Origin of the sequence: Nonomuraea sp. NPDC059194, assembly GCF_042754765.1 — a bacterium.
GTDB lineage: Bacteria > Actinomycetota > Actinomycetes > Streptosporangiales > Streptosporangiaceae > Nonomuraea.
On sequence record NZ_JBHZBH010000023.1, the window covers coordinates 14177 to 29568 of the forward strand.

Sequence of the window (15392 nt, forward strand, 5' to 3'; positions counted from 1 at the left end):
TCGTCATCGGGTCGAATCACGTTGAAGGCGCCTCGGGAGAGTCGTTCACGATGTGGCTAACGCAGACCCGTCCCCTCGCGAGCACTGAGCGGCTGTTCGCAGCGAGGGAGGATCACAGGCTGACCGGGTGTTGGCGCACGCGGTAGCCGACCAGAACACGAAGCCCCCGTCCTTGGCAGGCGGGGGCTCCTGTTTTGCGCTGCTAGTCGCCGCTGTTGGCGAGGTCTTCTTTGACCGCTAGGGACTTCAGCCACTCAACCTCTTCGGGAGTGAGCTGGTCCGGCAGTGTCGCGCCTGGCGTTGCGAGCCACCAGTCGATCAGTCTGTTGACGATCTCGGTCCTGTTGGTGCCGCGCTTCTGAGCTGCCACACCGAGGGCATTCCACTTCCAGATCCGCATGTTGCGGCCCTTGGTCCTCGGCTTGTCTGGCACGCGCTCACGATAACGGGGGTTAAGCGAGGTCAGCAACGATCTCCTCCTGACTGCTTGCGCGGTGTATCTACACCGGGCTACGGTGACCCAAGCTAGTGGTGTATCTACACCGGGTCAACATAGGAGCGATCAATGCCGAACGACGAGGGTGTTCAAGCCCCTCCTGAGTGGTGGCAGCCTCTGCGGGAAGCGATCTCGCCATACCTGCCCCCGGCATGGGGGTGGTGGATCATCGGCGCACTCTGCGCTGTCACCGCCACCTGGATATTCGGGCGCGCGGCTCTGCGTGCCATCCGTGCGGCGTGGCGGACCGCTGGCCCCTACATCGCCGCTCGCTCGATCGAGGACGTGCTGACTGTCGTCGCCGCCTCCATCGCGACGGGCGTCTCGGCTCAGGGCATGTGGCGCTTCTCCGGCGACGTCCTCGGATTGGACGGGCCGCTCAGGCTGCTGCTGTTCGCGTTCATCGAGGTCGCCATCGTCACATCCGCCGTGCGCGCGCGCCGCAACATGCGGGAGAACTTCTCCGCCGGCATCGACGGCATCGCCGTGTGGGCGCTCACCTGCCTGACCGCGGTCCTGTCGAGCATGGACGCGCGAAGCCTCGCCGAAGCCGTCTTCCGTCTCGCCTCGCCGCTGGTCGCGGCGTGGCTGTGGGAGCGCGGCATGGCGATCGAACGCCACCGCATCCGCGGCACCGGCCGCATCAACTGGCGGCTCACCCCCGAACGGGTGCTCGTCTGGCTCGGCATCGCCGAGGCGTCAGACCGTACCGCGGGCGAAGTAGACGCGCAGCGGCGCATCACCCGCGTAGCCCTCACCACGATGAAGGTCCGCGACCTCGCCGAATCGGGAGCCTCCGACCGGAAGCAGCGCAAGGCCAAGGTCGCGATGCGGGCCGCGATCTCCAAAGCGGTAGAGCACGCCCGCCTCGCTGTCGACGGCGACCGGCAGAGGCTCATGCTCGACCAGATCGGCGCCCTGTGCAGCTCCGACGACCTCGCCGCAATGCGCGCGGTCGCCCCGTGGAAGGCGCTCGACCACCCCGCCAACGAGCCGCCCGCCAAGGCTGGCAGCCTGCCGCCCGCCGCCGACGAGCTCGCTCGCGCCCTCGACCAGTGGAGCCGCGACTACCGGCAGCGCGGTCCCGAAGTGGCCGCGGACGGCGACCAGTCTCGCGACCAGGACGCGACCACTCCCGCGACCACCGGCGCCCCCGTCATCCCGGCTCCGCGGACCCGCCTCTTGATCGACCCAGGCGACCCGCGACCGGTCGGGCATCGTGTGCCATTCCAGGTGTGGACGCGACCGCAGCCGCGACCGCTCAGCCAGGGCGTGGTGCCCCCGCTCCTGGTCGCCGAAGTGGACGCGAAGCCGGACGCCGACGATCAGGTGGACGCGCCCGGAAACGGCGATGGACGCGACCAAGACGGCGACCAGAAAGAGCCCACTGAGCAGGACAAGGGCCGCATCGCCCGACTGTGGGCGAGACGGGTCGAAGCTGGCGAGGTTCTGTCGAAGTGGGAGCTCGCCAAGCGCACCCGGTTCAAGCCGACCTGGTGCGGCGACCGCATCGGCGAGGGCAAGCAAATCCTGGCCGCCAAGGGGTGGACGTTCGACGAGCGCAGTCGCCCCGTCAAGCCCATTGAAGTGGACGCCGATCTGGTCGCGTCCACCCCTTCCGAGAATGCTCGGGTCGGCGCGTGACCCACACCCCCGACGTCGAGAGCCGCGGCACGGACGCCGCGGCTCCGATGGACGACATCCCTCCAGCCGTCATGGAAACGCTGGTCGTCCTCGACCAGACCGCCGCGATCGACGTCTCGGCGCAGGAGCCGAGAGAGATCGAGATCGAAGGGCACGTCGTCCCCGGCTACGAGCTGAAGTACGGGCCGATCCTGCCGCCGTGGGCCACCACCAAGCAGGGCTGGCAGGACCAGATCAAGCTGCACATCCGCAAGACGGCCTACATCGCCGCAGTGCACACGGTCCGCTCCCCCAAGTACACCGGGCGACTTGCGCTGCGCACACTGATCGGTGCCGCCGTCGGGGTGCGCGGAGGATGGCGGTTCGTGTCCGCCTACGACCACAAGGTGGTGGTTGACCAGGCGTTGAACGAGGGCCGTAAGAAGGACGCCGCCAACGAGCGCGCCACCCGCCGATCGGAGATCTGGCGCCGCACCAAGTGGACGACCGCGCTCGGGCTGCCCGGATTGGGGCTACTGAACGCGCTGGCTGTCCACTACCCGCTGCTGCCGTGGGGTGTGGGAGCTCTGGCCGCGGCGGCAGCAGCCGCGGCAGGCTCGACCGTCAGCGAGGTCGCCGTCATCGACACGCCCCAGCTTCCGGTACGGCTGGAGCTCGCGCCTGAGCATCTCAACGACGCCTTCCGCGCCGCTGGGCTCATCAAGCAGGGGCAGGCGCTCACCCTCGTCCAAGGCGTCGCGAAGGACGGCAAGGGATGGGCGTGCATCCTCGACCTACCCCGCGGCTGCGGAAAGACCGCCAACGACGTCCTCAGGTTGCGCGAGGTCCTCGCCGCCGAGCTGGGCGTGGACGAGATCCAGCTCATCATGTCCCGCATTCGCGCCCACGCGGGCGGGCACGGCGGCCGGATCGCGATCTGGGTGGCCGACGACGACCCATACATGGGCAAGCCGATCTCATCTCCTCTTGTGGGCGCCGAGACGTGGTCTGTGTGGGAGCCGATCCCGTTCGGGCGTGACGCTCGCGGCAACCTCATCGTGCTGTCGATCATGTGGCAGTCGATGTTCTTCGGCGGCCTACCCCGTAGGGGGAAGACCTTCTCTCAGCGGCTGCTCACCGCCGCCGGCGTTCTCGACGCGTGGGTACGCCACTACGTCGCCGACGGCAAGGGCGGCTCGGACTGGATGGCGATGCGGGCCATCGCCCACCGCCTAGTCCTCGGAGCGGAAGACGACGCCATCGCCGCGCTGGTCGCCATGCTGAACGAGCTGATCGTCGAAATGGAGCGCCGCTTCCGCATCTTCCGCGACCTGCCCGCCTCCGTCTGCCCGGAGTCGAAGCTGACGCCGGCCATAATGCGCAAATACCGCATGCCCGTCATCTTCGTGACGATCGACGAGCTGCAGGAGTACTTCACCGCGATGGACAAGGACCTCAAGGACGAGGTCATCAACAAGCTTTGCCGTATCGCCCGCCGAGGGCCCGCAGCCGGGTTTATCTGCAACTTCGCGTCCCAGCGGCCGGACGCTGACAGCGTCCCGACGAAGCTGCGCGAGATCGTCTCCTACCGGTACTGCACCCAGGTCGTCGACAAGACCAGCTCCGACATGGTGCTCGGCAAGGGCAAAGCCAACCAAGGCGCCGACGCTTCCATTCTGCAGGAGGAGCACAAGGGTGTTGGTGTGCTCGTCACCGGGCCCGGCTCGTACGTGATGCCGAAGTGCGACTACCTCGACAACGCAGCGTTCGCCGAGGTGTGCTCCCGCGGGCGGGCATTGCGGGAGAAGGAAGGCACCCTGTCGGGCGACGCTGTCGGGGACGTCGTGTCCGCCGCCGAGTCGGCAGGCAAGCAGATCCCGCCGGTCATCTCCGACGTGCTGTACGTCATGCACAACAGCCCCCGTATGTTCACCACGGACATCCTCACCGGCCTCGTCAACGTGGACGAGGACACCTACGGGGATTGGGACGCCGTCCGGCTGGCCGAGGAGCTTGAGCTTGCAGGGGTCCGCCGGAGCACCAAGCAGGTGAAGATCGACGGCCAGAACCTCGCTGGCTACAACCGGCGCGACATCGAGGACGCCGTCCCTGCCGAACTGTTCGAGACACCTGTCGGAGCGGCCCGATGAGCCCCTTCCGAGGACCGGACGCGGCCCCCTCTACCCCCTCTACTTCCGAGGTCGAAGGCCCCTACCGACCCCATGACCGAGGTAGAGGCCCCCCTCTACATAAGGGGTTCCTGGTAGTGGGCTTCGCCAGCCCGTCACCAGGGCCTCAGGTAGAGGGGTCCCCCTCTACCTTCCGTCCGCCTTTCACTCCGAAGGATCCATCATGAAGATCGAGTTAGCTCCCAAGCGCAAGGGGCGGGATCGGTGAGCGACTTCGCGGCCGGCGCGCTCATCTTCGCCGGGATCGTTCTGTTCTTCGGCGGCTGGCTGCTGCTCGACATGCGCATCCACCACAAGTCGCAGTGCCGCCGCTGCAAGGGCGGCCGTCTCTACAGTCCGTGGTCGGCGCGGTGGCGCGACTGCCCAGACTGCGGCGGCTCCGGCATCAAGGACCGGCGCACCAACTAACCCCCTGAAGGAGGCACTGTGTGCCAGGAAGTTCGCGTCACAGCGGGAGCGATGCTCCTGTCGGGCATCGGGCCCCGCGTTGGAGGAATCGCGGTCGTCGTCGCTGGCAGCGCTGGAGTGGTTCTGGCGCTCGCGCAGGGCAGTCAGGTGTTGGCGTGGCTGCTGCTCGGCGTCACCGCGTGGGCTGCTATCGCCACGGTAGCGCTGGTCGCGGTGGTGGCGAGCCCGCGCCGCACGGTCGTCATGCCCGCCCCCGCCCATCCCGCAACTCACCCGTCTATGCGGGTGCTGGCCGCCCGCCCCCAGCCTGTGATCGAGCAAGCGGACGCTCAACCCCTATCCAAGAGAGAGGCCGAGATCGTCGCCCGATATGCGGGCTGAAGTCTCGCGAGGCCACCAACAACGAGAGGAGATGCCGGATGTTCGGCAAGAAGAAGGCAGCAGCCTAGGCAGCTCTCGACCGCGCCGCCGACCTGGAGATGTGGGCCCGCAAGGAGGACCGCGAGGCCTACCAGCATCTGCTGTGGGCCAAGTCGCACGCCAGGGACGGCCTCATGGGACACATGCGGATAGAGGCGAAGATCGCCAACGAGTTCACGGCGCGTGCCGACGAGCTGCGGCGCGAGGCCGAGAAGCTGCGGCGCAAGCGCTGATGTTGCGTACCCGCTTGGCGTCAGGGGTGTCGGGCGGGCGCCTCGCGGACCATGTCCTCTAGCTTGTCCTCGCGCGGGTCCGGGGCCGCCGTTATCGGCCCCGGACCCACGCGCACAACCTACAACCGAACCGATCAAGAAGAGGAGCAGCACATGAGCAAGCGCAAGACCGCCACCGCCCGGTGCGCGCTGTGCACCAAGGCCCCGTGCGAGTGCCCGCCCTTCGGGACGAAGGAGTACTTCGACCTGATCGACAAGCGGCACGGAAAGGGGAAATGATGGCCATCCGTCAGGGTCAGATAGACAAGATCGTTAAAGCGATCAAGGAGCGAGGCGCGGCGGAGACAAACAGCAGCCGCCAGGACAGAGACAAGCTCGCCCGGCTGGACGCAGCGGTAGAGGCAGCCCGCCGCAACGCCACCACCGAGGAGTACAAGGCGGCCATCATCAAGGCGAGCCGCGACTAAAGCGCACGACAACGCCCCGGCCAGGGAAGAGGCCGGGGGCGTCCCCATGTCCGTTTTTGTCCGTTTCGGCGTATGCTCGCGGCATGACGCTCTGGCTTGCCCCGCGAGGCCGGGAGGTGGAGCTGATCCTCCTCGACGGCAGGCAATGCCTCCGCGTCTCACACAGGGTCCGCGGGGAGCGCTATCTCCTCGGGTACTGCTGGAGCCCCCACGAGGTAGCCCGCCACGTGCCGCTCGAAGACCTGGTCGAGGTGATCAATCTGGCGCCGGCGCGAGCGAGACGCCTACGCTCTCGCAGCCGCTCGTAGCGCTTGGGCACAAGTGTTCGGAACGGAGTAGGCTCAGATACGACGAAACCCTGGCGTTGCGGCCAGGGTTTCGCCCGAAGCTCCGAGAGATCAGAACCTCAGTCCAATAACATCGTACTAGATCGTCGTACGGTTAGCTGCCCCCCATGGCAAACGGTCTTGGTCTCTCGGCCCCTGCGAGAGATCGGAGAGAGCCGTTGGGCGACATCCCCCCGCAAGACCCCCCAGCCTCGGCGTTGTTCGCCGTCAGGTACTCCTACGACTGGCTACGCACCTTCCGCTACGTCGTCGTCCAGCCGTCCGTGAAGAATGTCGGCCTCAGCGCCGCCACCTTCAGCAACAAGCGCGGCAGACAGGTGTTCCCTGGCGTCAAGAGGCTGATGGCCATCACGGGCCACTCCAAGCCGACCGTCATCGACGCGCTGGCCACCATGAGATACCTGGGCTTCCTGTTCCGCCTGTCTTCCGGTCAAGGCTCCGAGAGCGGCCACGCAGACGAGTACCAGCTCTGCCTGCCCCGCACGCTCGCGCACCTGCCGATGGTCGACGCCAAGAGCGGCAAGGAGCCAGCCCTCCACACGCTCCCTCCGATCGCGCAGCAGACCGCGATCCGTTTGGGGGTCTCCGCGCGCCTCTCGAAGAGGGGTGGTCAAGTGAGCCAACCAGGTGGTCAGATGACACAACCACCCCTGGTCGCGTCAGTTAACCACTGGTGGTTGTCTGAGATGACAACACCTACACATGACACCCACGTATCCACCAAGACAGGTCATCACCATTCCGATCGACACGATCGGCCCGATGCTGCCGCATCGGGGCGCAAGTATGACTTCGACGACCTGGACGACTGCTACGACTACGTCTGCGATCACATCGGGGACCTCGACCCGTGGGAGTCGTCCATGGTGGACGGGATGCTCTCTGGAGGCGTCCACCCCAAGGCGATCGTAAACACAGTCCAGGCACGACGCGGAGACGCCGCCGCATAGCCCAGACAACACAAAGCAGCGCCCGCCCACCCCGAAGGGTGAGCGGGCGCTGATTAGTTGATCGATTCGCGGCGGCACCTATAAATCAGCTGCTAACGACGCCAGATTTAGCAGCTCGCGAGGATTCCCGGCACGGGGATGCCTCCCGGTGCCGGGCCCTCAGCTCGACCGGCCCCCAGGTCCGGCACAGTGGGTGAGTGAACCGCCGTACGGCGCAGTCCACTCGGCGGGTGTGCTTAGGCGGGCCGACCTCCGGTGGCCATCCCGGACGTGCCGCCACCCCGCAACCGGGTGTTGAGGATCCCTGACCCTCTCACCGGCTCCTGCCGCCAACGAGGACGGCAGGTCGTACAGAGGAGGCGTCGCAAGGCCACAGGCGGGCCGTCCGGCCTTGGTAGTTCGGCATCTCGCCAGCCGGTCGGGAATCCCGACGTCCTCGATCTCAGCCTAGTACCGCTGGCGGGGCTGGGACTGGTCGGCGTTGGGGACCACGTACGTGATCCCGAGGGCGCCGAGCACGGCCAGAGCGACGGTCACCCACTCGCCCGTCACGATGACGTCGTCACCCATGGCGACGGCGAGCGACGCGGTACCTGCGGCAGCCGCGGACACGATGGCCTTGGCGTAGCTACCTACCTTGAGCATTGCTCCTCCTAAGGGGTCAGGACGTGCGGGTGGGGGTCGGAGTGGCCGTCACGGTGACGGTCGGGGTCGGGGTGGGCGTCGCCTTGGCGCACGCGTAGTCCGGCACACCGGCCACGTCGGCACCTCGGGTGCAGGTGCCCTTCACGCCGTCCAGCGAGATCGTGAACTTGGCGGGCAGCACGAACGGAGCCGGGATCGCCTCGCGGGTCGGCAGGTAGATCTTCCGCTCGCTCGACTTGCACCGGCCGTGCTGCGACTTGCGGAGCCGGTTGGGCTCCAGCAGCCGCATGGCGCCGGTCTTGGTGCTGACGCACGCGCCGTAAGCCTTGGGCTTGGCTGGCGCGGCAGCCGACGCGGTGGCCACGCCGGACACGCCCAGGGCGAGCGTGGCAGCGGTCAGCAGGATCGCGCTCTTGGAGATGCGCATTGAGGTTGCTCCTCGGGATGGGGGAAATGCGAAGAGCGCACCGCATCGGGCGGCGCGCTTCGGGTGACTGGCTCTCGACCAGTTCTCAGTTGCTAATCAGTTGATGTCAGTTGCGAATGGTCAGGCCCGCGGCGGCCAGGACCAGCGGCACTCGCCCTCGCCCCAGGTACGGCTCGTGGCCCAGTAGGTGTCGTTGCCGTCGAGCAGCACCTGCAGGTTGCACACGCCGTTGACCTCGGTGCCGCCGGCGAACACTCGAACGACGACGGCCGGGTAGACGTCGCCTGCCCGAGCGGTGTTGCCGACGTGGGCCTGGTGGCCGGTCGCGCCGGGCTGGCCCGGCTCGTGCGGGTGAGCATGACTGCGCTGGAAGGCGTCAAAGTCCGCGCGTCGGCGGTTGATGGCCTGGGCGTCCTGCTCGCTGAGCGAGTAGTGGACGATGCGGCCCACGGTGGGGGTCTGGGTCATGATGCTCCTCAAGGGGCGGTCTAGTTGGTCTCATCGATCAGGCCAGGGGACGCGCTGCCCCACAGGCAGGGCGTCGTAGAGGGCGTCTTCGGGGCTGTCCCAGTCCTCCGCCCACAAGCGGGATAGGAAGGAGCGGACGAGCTCATCCACGACGCCTACAGGACGCGCAGCAAGGCGGCCCACGTCTGAGGCCCGCAGACGCCGTCGACCTTGATGCCGGCGGCGTCCTGAATGCCTCGGATGCCCTGCTCGTGGTAGGCCGTGAACGTCGTGTCGTCCACGCTGTCGTCGATGGCGTAGTCGCGGGCGGCAAGCAGGTAGTGCATGGTCTTGACGTGCCAGCCCTTGTCGCCCTCGCGGAGGGTGGGCAGCTGCTTCACGAGGACCTCCGTGGGGTTCGGCTCGGGCTTTGGCTTTGGAGCGGGCTTTGAGGGAGGTGACCCTGTGTAGGGCGGGTTCCAAAACCCGGCGATCACAGAGGCGGAGCGGACGCGGCGCTTGCAGGCGTCGCCGGTGTTGCCCTCGATCGTCTGGACCCTGCCGTCAGGCAAGACCTTCTCGACGATGCCGACGTGGTCGATCCGCGAGATGCTGTCGGTACCGTCCCAGTCCATGAACACCACCGCGCCCGGCTTGCAGTGGGCCTTGATGTTGGCGGTCGTCCCGGCGTGCCAGCGGCCCATGTCGCGCCCGTCCTCGGCGAACCACACCGTGTATGCGCGGTCTCCGTCCGGGAGGACGGCCTTACCGTTGCCGCTCAGCCGAGCCCAGTACGTGACCGACATCGCGCACCAGGGAGCGTCCAGGAACGCGCCACCGTGCCGCTTGGCGTAGTCACGGGTGATGTAGTTCGGTCGGCCGGACAAGCCCAAGCTCTTACGGGCAGCGGCCAGCATGTGCGGGAGACTCACGCGTCCTCCTCGATGCCGTCACCCTCGTAGATGCCGGTCTCCTCGTTGAGGACGTAGCCGAGAGAGGCGAGCACGGCCTCCTCGTCGTCCTCCGTGGGACCCCAATCGAGTAGGTCTACGCCGTGTGCCGTGAGGTCGGCCTCGGATGGTTCGGTCATGGTCAGCCTCCGATTCCGTTCTTCAACGCGACGTTGAGGATGCCGACGAGCACCGCGAGGGCGGCGGCGATGAGAGCCGAGACGACCATCCGCCGGTCTTGTGTGCGCCGGTCCTGCTCCCGCTTGAGGTCGTCACGGTCGGCTTTCATCTCCTCGCGGAGCTGCCCGATGTCTTCCAGCAGCGCGGTCCTGTGCGCCTCGTACAGATCCCGCGTGATCATCAGGGAGATGGATGTGGCCAGGTCTGCGAACCTCGCGTTCGTGGTGCGCTCGAACCTTTCCAGGGTTCGGGCGACCTCGCCGAGGGTGGGCTCGTCAGTGGACATGCTCAAGCACGGCTCCTAGCTGCTGGTACGGCTAGCGCCGTGGTGGAGGGGGTTGGCCGCCCGCGCTCCCTTTGGGCGCGCATCCATGCCCGCGCAGGCGGCCAAGTCAGGTGTTGATCAGATCAGCCCAGCGCAGCGAGTTGAGCAGCTCGATCAGCTTGTTGTGCTTCTCGTTGATCGCCAGGTTCAGCGTGTCGCCATAGCCCTGGGTGTAGCTGGCGGGCGCGCTACCCATCGTCAGGATGGGGTCAGTGACGGAACTCCCTTGAGGGAAGGGAGGCGGTAGCAGGAGCGGCACATCACCCGTCGTGGACCTGGCCCACAGCCGTCCGCCCTGCGAGTAGATGTGCGTCTTGCCCGAGGTGGGAACAGGCGGGTCAGCCATGTCGGTGAAGACCCAGCCCCCCGACGCTTCGCTACGGCCCCCCTGGTTGGTGATGGAGGAGCGCAGGTCGCGGATCTCCTGCTCGATCTTGCGGATACGGTCGGCGAAGTCCTCTGATTGAGGCAGCGGCATCAGATGTCCACCTCTTCCTCGAACGTGAGCGTCGCCTGCTCTTGGCTGTTTCGGCTGGTGGCGCGCACGCTGACACCGATGACCCTCCACCTGTTGTTGAACGTCGCCCCGCCGTTCCGGATGGGCCACCAGTCGTTCGAAAGGATCACCCGCGCGTAGTCGCCGAGGCTCTCGGGCGTCCACTCGGTGTCGTCGAGGCGCACGTCGACCTGGTGGATACGGACCGCTCCCGGACGTTCGGTCACCCAGCGTTGGGCGTACGCGTCGAGCGTCGCGACCTCTTTGACGGTGGAGTAGTCCACGGTCCGGTCGATGCGCGGCCAGCCCGCCGTCAGGTGGGCGGTCGCGTCCGCGGGCGACGACATGAGCGGCGTCGAGGCCGTGGACGCGTCGGTGGAGACGCTCTCACCACGGGCCCGATAGGAGGTGGCTCCTCGCAGGCCGTCGATCTCCTGCGACCAGGACAGCACGTTGCCCGGCTGGGAGAACACGTGATCGGTCTGGGTGCCGAGCCGCGGGTAGCCGAACTTGACCAGCTTCGCCCGCGCTCCCACACCAGGGTCGGAGGTGTGGATCAGCCACTCGAACCCGTCGTCGACGTCGGCCAACTCCTTCAACCGCTGGCCGAAGCTCGCCGTCTCCCCCGCCGCGTACGTGCGATCCCGTAGGACGCCCGACGTGCCGGACTGCAGGGTCAGTCCGATGTTGGCGTGCGTGTTGGCCTGCATCGCGGTGATGAGGTCACGGGCGATCTCAAGCTGGTCGGTGCCCTCGTACGTGAGCGTCGACCGGATCTCCACCGCGTTCAGGTACGACTCCAGCGAAGCGCCGGTCAGCGACACCTTGATGGCGCCCTCGCTGTCGGAGGAGACGGCGGCCTTCCAGATGGCGTACGTACCCCAGATGATCCCGTTCCGGTAGACGTGGCACACCGTCCGACCGGGACCGGTCGAGAGGCTATCCGGGTCGGAGGCGTGTTCGACCCATCTGGGTACGACGGCGGCGACCATGTCGGCCACCTCGTCGTTGACCACGTCGATCGTCGCCTGGAACGAGCCCGGCGCGCTGATCATCCGCGAGTAGGAGACCTGGTTGAGGTCCAGCGTCGTGATGAAGCTGTCCGTGCGCAGGTCGCAGAACACGTACTTGTAGTGGACGTCAGGCGACGGAGGGATCGGATCCGGCGGGTTCGGGGCAGGCCCGCCCACACCGCCCACGTCGACCGTGAACGCGATCACGTGCGGCGCGATCACCTGCGGAGATGCCCCGAATGACGCCGCGCCCGTCGAACCCGAACTGGAACGCGCCCGAGTGGCCAACGCCGCAGTCGGTAGGAAATCCTCGCTACGGTCCATCCGCTCCGTATGGTTCGCCGGCGGAGTCCACGAGACCGGGTGGAAGAAATGCAGAGCCGCGACGTATCGGATGGTGACGCCCGACTCAGTCGACGGGGTGACGGCAGGGCAGGTGACTTGGCTGCCGCCGTCCTCGTTCACGCTGGAGATCAGCGGTGTTGCGGAGCTGTCGGCGTCGGAGACGGCGATAATGCCGACGATCGACTCGCTGCCAGCCTGGCGGAAAATGTAGCTGGCGGGCTCGTCCGCACCGGCGACCTTCCACCAGACTCGTGCGCCGCCCCAGTCCTCGACGGGGGTGCGCTGCCCGAGCAGCGTCCACCCGGACGGGGTGAGCATCGTGGACGGGACGAGGTCGCCTGACGTTTGGAACGCCACCAGCACGTCGCCCTGCATCACGCCGGGAGGGCGCGGCACAGCGAACGAGGCGGCTGACGACTGGGCGGAGCTGGAGGAGCGGTACGTGGCCACAGCTCACCCCCCGATCGTGAGAGAAGGGATGAGCTGGTCAGCTATTCGTGCGCGTCACGCCAGAGAACCTCGACACCAGCGGCGCCGCCTGAGTCGGTTTCGTACGACACCTGCGAGGAGCCGACCTCGAGGAACCACTCCTTGACCGGCACCGAGATGGTGTCGCTGATGTCGTTGGTGTGGTCGGTGTTGCCGATCTTCACGGTGCCGCGCTGCGTGTCCACGATCAGCAGGTCACTCGCACCGAGCGTCAGGTTGAAGGCGAGGATCCTGTCCAGGCTCTCGTTGATGATCAGCGGGTTGACTGCCGGACCTTGAAACCGCAGCACGGGGTTCGTGTAGAGCTCGCCGTCGTTTGCGAGCGTCACCGGTGTAGAGGCGTTGGCCGGGACAACCGCGCTGTGCTGTTCCAGGCTGTACCGGCGAGGGTCCGGGCACATGATCGTGATGACCGGTTCGGGGGCGCCCACGCTGTAGTCGCCGTCCATGACGCCCGTCCGGTCGATGCATTTGCCGTACGCGAGAAGCGTTTCGGTGTAGCCCCGGATGACCAGCGACCACAGCGAGTTGTCCCGCAGCGTCCTCGTGTCGTACCTGAGCTGCCGCAACAGGCCAGACACCTGCGTCGGGTCCGTGACCGAGTCGATCTGCAAGCGGATCTGCACGATCCTGCGCTGAATGAAGCTCGACCCCGCCAGCGCGCCGTGCCGGTTGGCCTCCTCCACCGTCAGGTCGTCAACCTGAGGGCGAGCCTCCCAGCCGGTGATCTCCCGCACCCGGAACAGCGTCCCGGCGCCCCACACGACGCCGTTGAATTCAACCTGCCCGTCCTCGGTGATGAACTGGCCGGGCAGGACCGGCACCATCACCCCAGGCGACGGAACAACGCCGGTCCCCTCCACGGTGGACGGGGCGATGGTCGCCTGGAACGTGGCCGTCACCGTAGGAGCGGGCACACTGCCTGCACCGGTGACAACACTAGGTTGCACCGTGCGGTTCTGCACAGCCGTGATCGACGGGGCAGGGACGCTGCCCGTGCCGGTGACCGTGGTCGGTTCGATCAGCTCGGCAGAGCCAGCCACGACGTTCGGAACCGGAACGCTGCCTACACCTGTGACGGTGGCCGGGCGGGCGGTCGACCCGGTGTGAACACCAGGAGCAGGGATGTTCCCTGCGCCGGTCACAACCGCAGGACGGGCTGTCATACCAGTTCGCACTACCGGCGCGGGCACATTCCCCGCACCGGTCACCGTGGCGGCGTCGACCGTCGCGTTCAGCGATGAGGCCGCCAGCACCACAGAAGCACCGAGCTTGCCGCCCATGGCCGCAGACGCGGTGAAGTCCAGCGCCCCGGTAGCGCCCGCACCCGCCAGCACCTTCGACGCGGCGGTGGCGCATATCTTGTCGCTGCCGGGCGAGTTGACCTCGACATGCTCGCTGTATCCCGCTGGCGGTGTCCACGTGGTGGTGCCCGAACGGGTACCGCCCGCGAACCGCACCTCGATACCCGGCCCGCCAGCGGTCACTGACGGCGTCGGCACGGACGTCGCTGCCCCACCGGAGGTGTAGACGCTGGCGTCCAACGGCGTCGCCGAAGTAGCGCCCTCCACCGCGACCACGATCACGCTGTAGTCACCGGCGCTCAGCCCGTTGAACGTGTAGCTGCCAGGCTCAGACGACCCGGCGACCTTCCACCACACTTTGGCGCAGGTGACGTCAAACTCAGGCCCGAACGCCTCCAACTCCTGCCAGGTCGCCCCACCCGAAGGCGTCGTCATGTCCGTGAGCGCGCCGAAGGTGGCCTGCTGGTAGGCGATCAGCACATCTCCGGCGACCGTACCGCCAGGCTTGGTGACGACGACCGTGGCTGAGTTGTTGGCAGAGTTGGATGAGGCCGACCGCACAGACGCCATGCCCGCCCCCTCTCAAGGTCGGTGGGTGGGCATGAAAAAGCCGCCCGAAGGCGGCGGCAGAAGTGAGAGAGGATCAGGCGGAGATGACGTTGATGCGACCGATCCCGAGAGAGTTCCAAGCGACCAAAAGCGTGCCGTCGTTCGTTTGATAGGTCGAGACGAAGTCCACCCCCAAGATGAGCCGCTTGGGTGTGAGCGCGTCAGCGTGAATCAGACCGCCCCGGACGCCGGTGAGGGTGCTGGCGTCCCACTGGACGTCAGCCCCATCCCACGTCGCGAACGTGCCGCCCGCCGTGACCACCGTGAGCGTGCCCGACAGGATCGCCTTACCAGCCGCCGTATACCCGGTGCCGACGATCTCGCCGGTCGTCGAGTACGACTGATCCGTGCCGAAGTTCGGGGTGATCGTGTTGTCGTACAAGGCCAGCTTGTGCGTCGCTATCGCCAAGTTGAGCGCGAGCTGGTCGGTGCCGAGCGCATCCACCAGCGTGTCGGCCATCCAGCCGCTACCGCCCCAGCTCATTCGACCGCACCACCGATCTGGATCGTGGCGTCCCTACCTGGAACGCCTTGCCTTGGCTGGCCCATGGTCCGCGCCCACGACCTGAACGCGAACATCTCCTCCGACGCCGCCTTCAGCTCGGCGCGCGCTTCGGCCAGAGCCGACTGATCACCTGAGTCGCGGGCGGCCACGTAGGCGGCCTTCGCCTCCTCCAGCCGCTCCTCCAGGCCGACACACGCCTCCAGGAACTCCTGCTCGCGCCGCAGCCGCAGTTGGGCAAGCTTCGCGCTGGTCACTCCGCCACCTCCCCAACCACAGTCGCGGTCACCAGCGGGGCGCGGACGATCACCGACTGCTGATCGGAGCCGTGCTGCACCACCGAGTTGCCGAGCTGATCCGTCACGTCTTTCACTCGCCTGCCGTCCTTGTCAGACCGGTACTCCCGCACCTGATCACGGGTCGCGTGCGACCAGCCCTGAGGGCGGGTCTGGATGTTCTTCGAGCGCAGCCACTGCCCGTAGGTTTGGCCGCCCCCGGGATCGAATCCGGCCATGCCGAACCGCCCT

21 protein-coding genes are annotated in these 15392 nt (G+C 67.2%); 8 read left to right on the forward strand and 13 right to left on the reverse strand.

What is annotated here, in order from left to right; translation table 11 throughout:
• Window positions 1-202 precede the first annotated feature (202 nt).
• A complete protein-coding gene (locus ACFXJ8_RS25880) occupies window positions 203-433 on the reverse strand; it encodes a hypothetical protein (RefSeq protein ID WP_379646539.1) in 231 nt (76 codons plus the stop codon).
• Window positions 434-781: 348 nt separating this feature from the next.
• Between ACFXJ8_RS25880 and ACFXJ8_RS25885 the strand changes: the two genes are divergently transcribed.
• The 8 genes from ACFXJ8_RS25885 (at window position 782) to ACFXJ8_RS25920 (ending at window position 7133) form a co-directional block, all read left to right on the forward strand.
• Window positions 782-2140 carry a hypothetical protein gene (locus ACFXJ8_RS25885; protein WP_379646540.1) on the forward strand — a complete coding sequence of 453 codons (1359 nt, stop codon included), beginning with the start codon at window positions 782-784 and terminating at the stop codon, window positions 2138-2140.
• Window positions 2137-4269 (forward strand): FtsK/SpoIIIE domain-containing protein, encoded by a 2133-nt coding sequence (locus ACFXJ8_RS25890; RefSeq protein WP_379646541.1) that lies wholly within the window; start codon window positions 2137-2139, stop codon window positions 4267-4269. Before ACFXJ8_RS25885 ends, ACFXJ8_RS25890 begins: the two co-directional genes overlap by 4 nt.
• A gap of 243 nt (window positions 4270-4512) precedes the next feature.
• Complete coding sequence (locus ACFXJ8_RS25895) at window positions 4513-4716, forward strand: hypothetical protein (protein ID WP_379646542.1); 204 nt, start codon at window positions 4513-4515, stop codon at window positions 4714-4716.
• An 18-nt stretch (window positions 4717-4734) separates the two neighbouring features.
• A complete protein-coding gene (locus ACFXJ8_RS25900) occupies window positions 4735-5097 on the forward strand; it encodes a hypothetical protein (protein ID WP_379646543.1) in 363 nt (120 codons plus the stop codon).
• A 98-nt stretch (window positions 5098-5195) separates the two neighbouring features.
• On the forward strand, window positions 5196-5369 hold the full coding sequence (locus tag ACFXJ8_RS25905) for a hypothetical protein (RefSeq protein ID WP_379646544.1): 174 nt from the start codon (window positions 5196-5198) through the stop codon (window positions 5367-5369).
• Between the two features lie 153 nt (window positions 5370-5522).
• The gene (locus ACFXJ8_RS25910) at window positions 5523-5648 is read left to right on the forward strand and encodes a hypothetical protein (protein WP_379646545.1); all 126 of its coding nucleotides are present in this window, start codon (window positions 5523-5525) and stop codon (window positions 5646-5648) included.
• Entirely contained in the window at window positions 5645-5836 is a 192-nt protein-coding gene (locus ACFXJ8_RS25915) for a hypothetical protein (protein WP_379646546.1), read from the forward strand. The genes ACFXJ8_RS25910 and ACFXJ8_RS25915 overlap by 4 nt, the downstream gene beginning before the upstream one ends.
• 544 nt (window positions 5837-6380) lie before the next feature.
• The gene (locus ACFXJ8_RS25920) at window positions 6381-7133 is read left to right on the forward strand and encodes a hypothetical protein (RefSeq protein WP_379646547.1); all 753 of its coding nucleotides are present in this window, start codon (window positions 6381-6383) and stop codon (window positions 7131-7133) included.
• Between the two features lie 447 nt (window positions 7134-7580).
• Here ACFXJ8_RS25920 and ACFXJ8_RS25925 read toward each other — a convergent pair whose 3' ends face one another.
• The 12 genes from ACFXJ8_RS25925 to ACFXJ8_RS25980 form a co-directional block, all read right to left on the reverse strand.
• Window positions 7581-7778 carry a hypothetical protein gene (locus ACFXJ8_RS25925; RefSeq protein WP_379646548.1) on the reverse strand — a complete coding sequence of 66 codons (198 nt, stop codon included), beginning with the start codon at window positions 7776-7778 and terminating at the stop codon, window positions 7581-7583.
• A 16-nt stretch (window positions 7779-7794) separates the two neighbouring features.
• The gene (locus tag ACFXJ8_RS25930; RefSeq protein ID WP_379646549.1) at window positions 7795-8205 is read right to left on the reverse strand and encodes a hypothetical protein; all 411 of its coding nucleotides are present in this window, start codon (window positions 8203-8205) and stop codon (window positions 7795-7797) included.
• Window positions 8206-8325: 120 nt separating this feature from the next.
• Window positions 8326-8673, reverse strand: a complete 348-nt coding sequence (locus ACFXJ8_RS25935; RefSeq protein WP_379646550.1) for a hypothetical protein — start codon at window positions 8671-8673, stop codon at window positions 8326-8328.
• Window positions 8674-8828: 155 nt separating this feature from the next.
• A complete protein-coding gene (locus ACFXJ8_RS25940; protein WP_379646551.1) occupies window positions 8829-9584 on the reverse strand; it encodes a CHAP domain-containing protein in 756 nt (251 codons plus the stop codon).
• Complete coding sequence (locus ACFXJ8_RS25945) at window positions 9581-9742, reverse strand: hypothetical protein (RefSeq protein ID WP_379646552.1); 162 nt, start codon at window positions 9740-9742, stop codon at window positions 9581-9583. The genes ACFXJ8_RS25940 and ACFXJ8_RS25945 overlap by 4 nt, the downstream gene beginning before the upstream one ends.
• A gap of 2 nt (window positions 9743-9744) precedes the next feature.
• Window positions 9745-10068: a hypothetical protein gene (locus ACFXJ8_RS25950; RefSeq protein WP_379646553.1), complete on the reverse strand. Its 324-nt coding sequence runs from the start codon at window positions 10066-10068 to the stop codon at window positions 9745-9747.
• 106 nt (window positions 10069-10174) lie between these two features.
• Window positions 10175-10585, reverse strand: coding sequence for a hypothetical protein (locus ACFXJ8_RS25955; RefSeq protein WP_379646554.1), 411 nt, complete (start codon window positions 10583-10585; stop codon window positions 10175-10177).
• Window positions 10585-12411 (reverse strand): hypothetical protein, encoded by a 1827-nt coding sequence (locus tag ACFXJ8_RS25960; protein ID WP_379646555.1) that lies wholly within the window; start codon window positions 12409-12411, stop codon window positions 10585-10587. Before ACFXJ8_RS25960 ends, ACFXJ8_RS25955 begins: the two co-directional genes overlap by 1 nt.
• Window positions 12412-12452: 41 nt before the next feature.
• Window positions 12453-14324, reverse strand: coding sequence for a hypothetical protein (locus ACFXJ8_RS25965; protein WP_379646556.1), 1872 nt, complete (start codon window positions 14322-14324; stop codon window positions 12453-12455).
• 73 nt (window positions 14325-14397) lie between these two features.
• On the reverse strand, window positions 14398-14823 hold the full coding sequence (locus ACFXJ8_RS25970) for a hypothetical protein (RefSeq protein ID WP_379646557.1): 426 nt from the start codon (window positions 14821-14823) through the stop codon (window positions 14398-14400).
• Between the two features lie 20 nt (window positions 14824-14843).
• A complete protein-coding gene (locus tag ACFXJ8_RS25975; RefSeq protein WP_379646558.1) occupies window positions 14844-15122 on the reverse strand; it encodes a hypothetical protein in 279 nt (92 codons plus the stop codon).
• The gene (locus tag ACFXJ8_RS25980) at window positions 15119-15379 is read right to left on the reverse strand and encodes a hypothetical protein (protein ID WP_379646559.1); all 261 of its coding nucleotides are present in this window, start codon (window positions 15377-15379) and stop codon (window positions 15119-15121) included. The genes ACFXJ8_RS25975 and ACFXJ8_RS25980 overlap by 4 nt, the downstream gene beginning before the upstream one ends.
• Window positions 15380-15392 lie beyond the last annotated feature (13 nt).

Coding starts and splice junctions, on each gene's coding strand:
- ACFXJ8_RS25905 (WP_379646544.1), top strand. CDS start 5,196: ATGTGGGCCCGCAAGGAGGACCGCGAGGCCTACCAGCATCTGCTGTGG.
- ACFXJ8_RS25910 (WP_379646545.1), top strand. CDS start 5,523: ATGAGCAAGCGCAAGACCGCCACCGCCCGGTGCGCGCTGTGCACCAAG.
- ACFXJ8_RS25915 (WP_379646546.1), top strand. CDS start 5,645: ATGATGGCCATCCGTCAGGGTCAGATAGACAAGATCGTTAAAGCGATC.
- ACFXJ8_RS25925 (WP_379646548.1), bottom strand. CDS start 7,778: ATGCTCAAGGTAGGTAGCTACGCCAAGGCCATCGTGTCCGCGGCTGCC.
- ACFXJ8_RS25930 (WP_379646549.1), bottom strand. CDS start 8,205: ATGCGCATCTCCAAGAGCGCGATCCTGCTGACCGCTGCCACGCTCGCC.
- ACFXJ8_RS25935 (WP_379646550.1), bottom strand. CDS start 8,673: ATGACCCAGACCCCCACCGTGGGCCGCATCGTCCACTACTCGCTCAGC.
- ACFXJ8_RS25945 (WP_379646552.1), bottom strand. CDS start 9,742: ATGACCGAACCATCCGAGGCCGACCTCACGGCACACGGCGTAGACCTA.
- ACFXJ8_RS25950 (WP_379646553.1), bottom strand. CDS start 10,068: ATGTCCACTGACGAGCCCACCCTCGGCGAGGTCGCCCGAACCCTGGAA.
- ACFXJ8_RS25955 (WP_379646554.1), bottom strand. CDS start 10,585: ATGCCGCTGCCTCAATCAGAGGACTTCGCCGACCGTATCCGCAAGATC.
- ACFXJ8_RS25965 (WP_379646556.1), bottom strand. CDS start 14,324: ATGGCGTCTGTGCGGTCGGCCTCATCCAACTCTGCCAACAACTCAGCC.
- ACFXJ8_RS25970 (WP_379646557.1), bottom strand. CDS start 14,823: ATGGCCGACACGCTGGTGGATGCGCTCGGCACCGACCAGCTCGCGCTC.
- ACFXJ8_RS25980 (WP_379646559.1), bottom strand. CDS start 15,379: ATGGCCGGATTCGATCCCGGGGGCGGCCAAACCTACGGGCAGTGGCTG.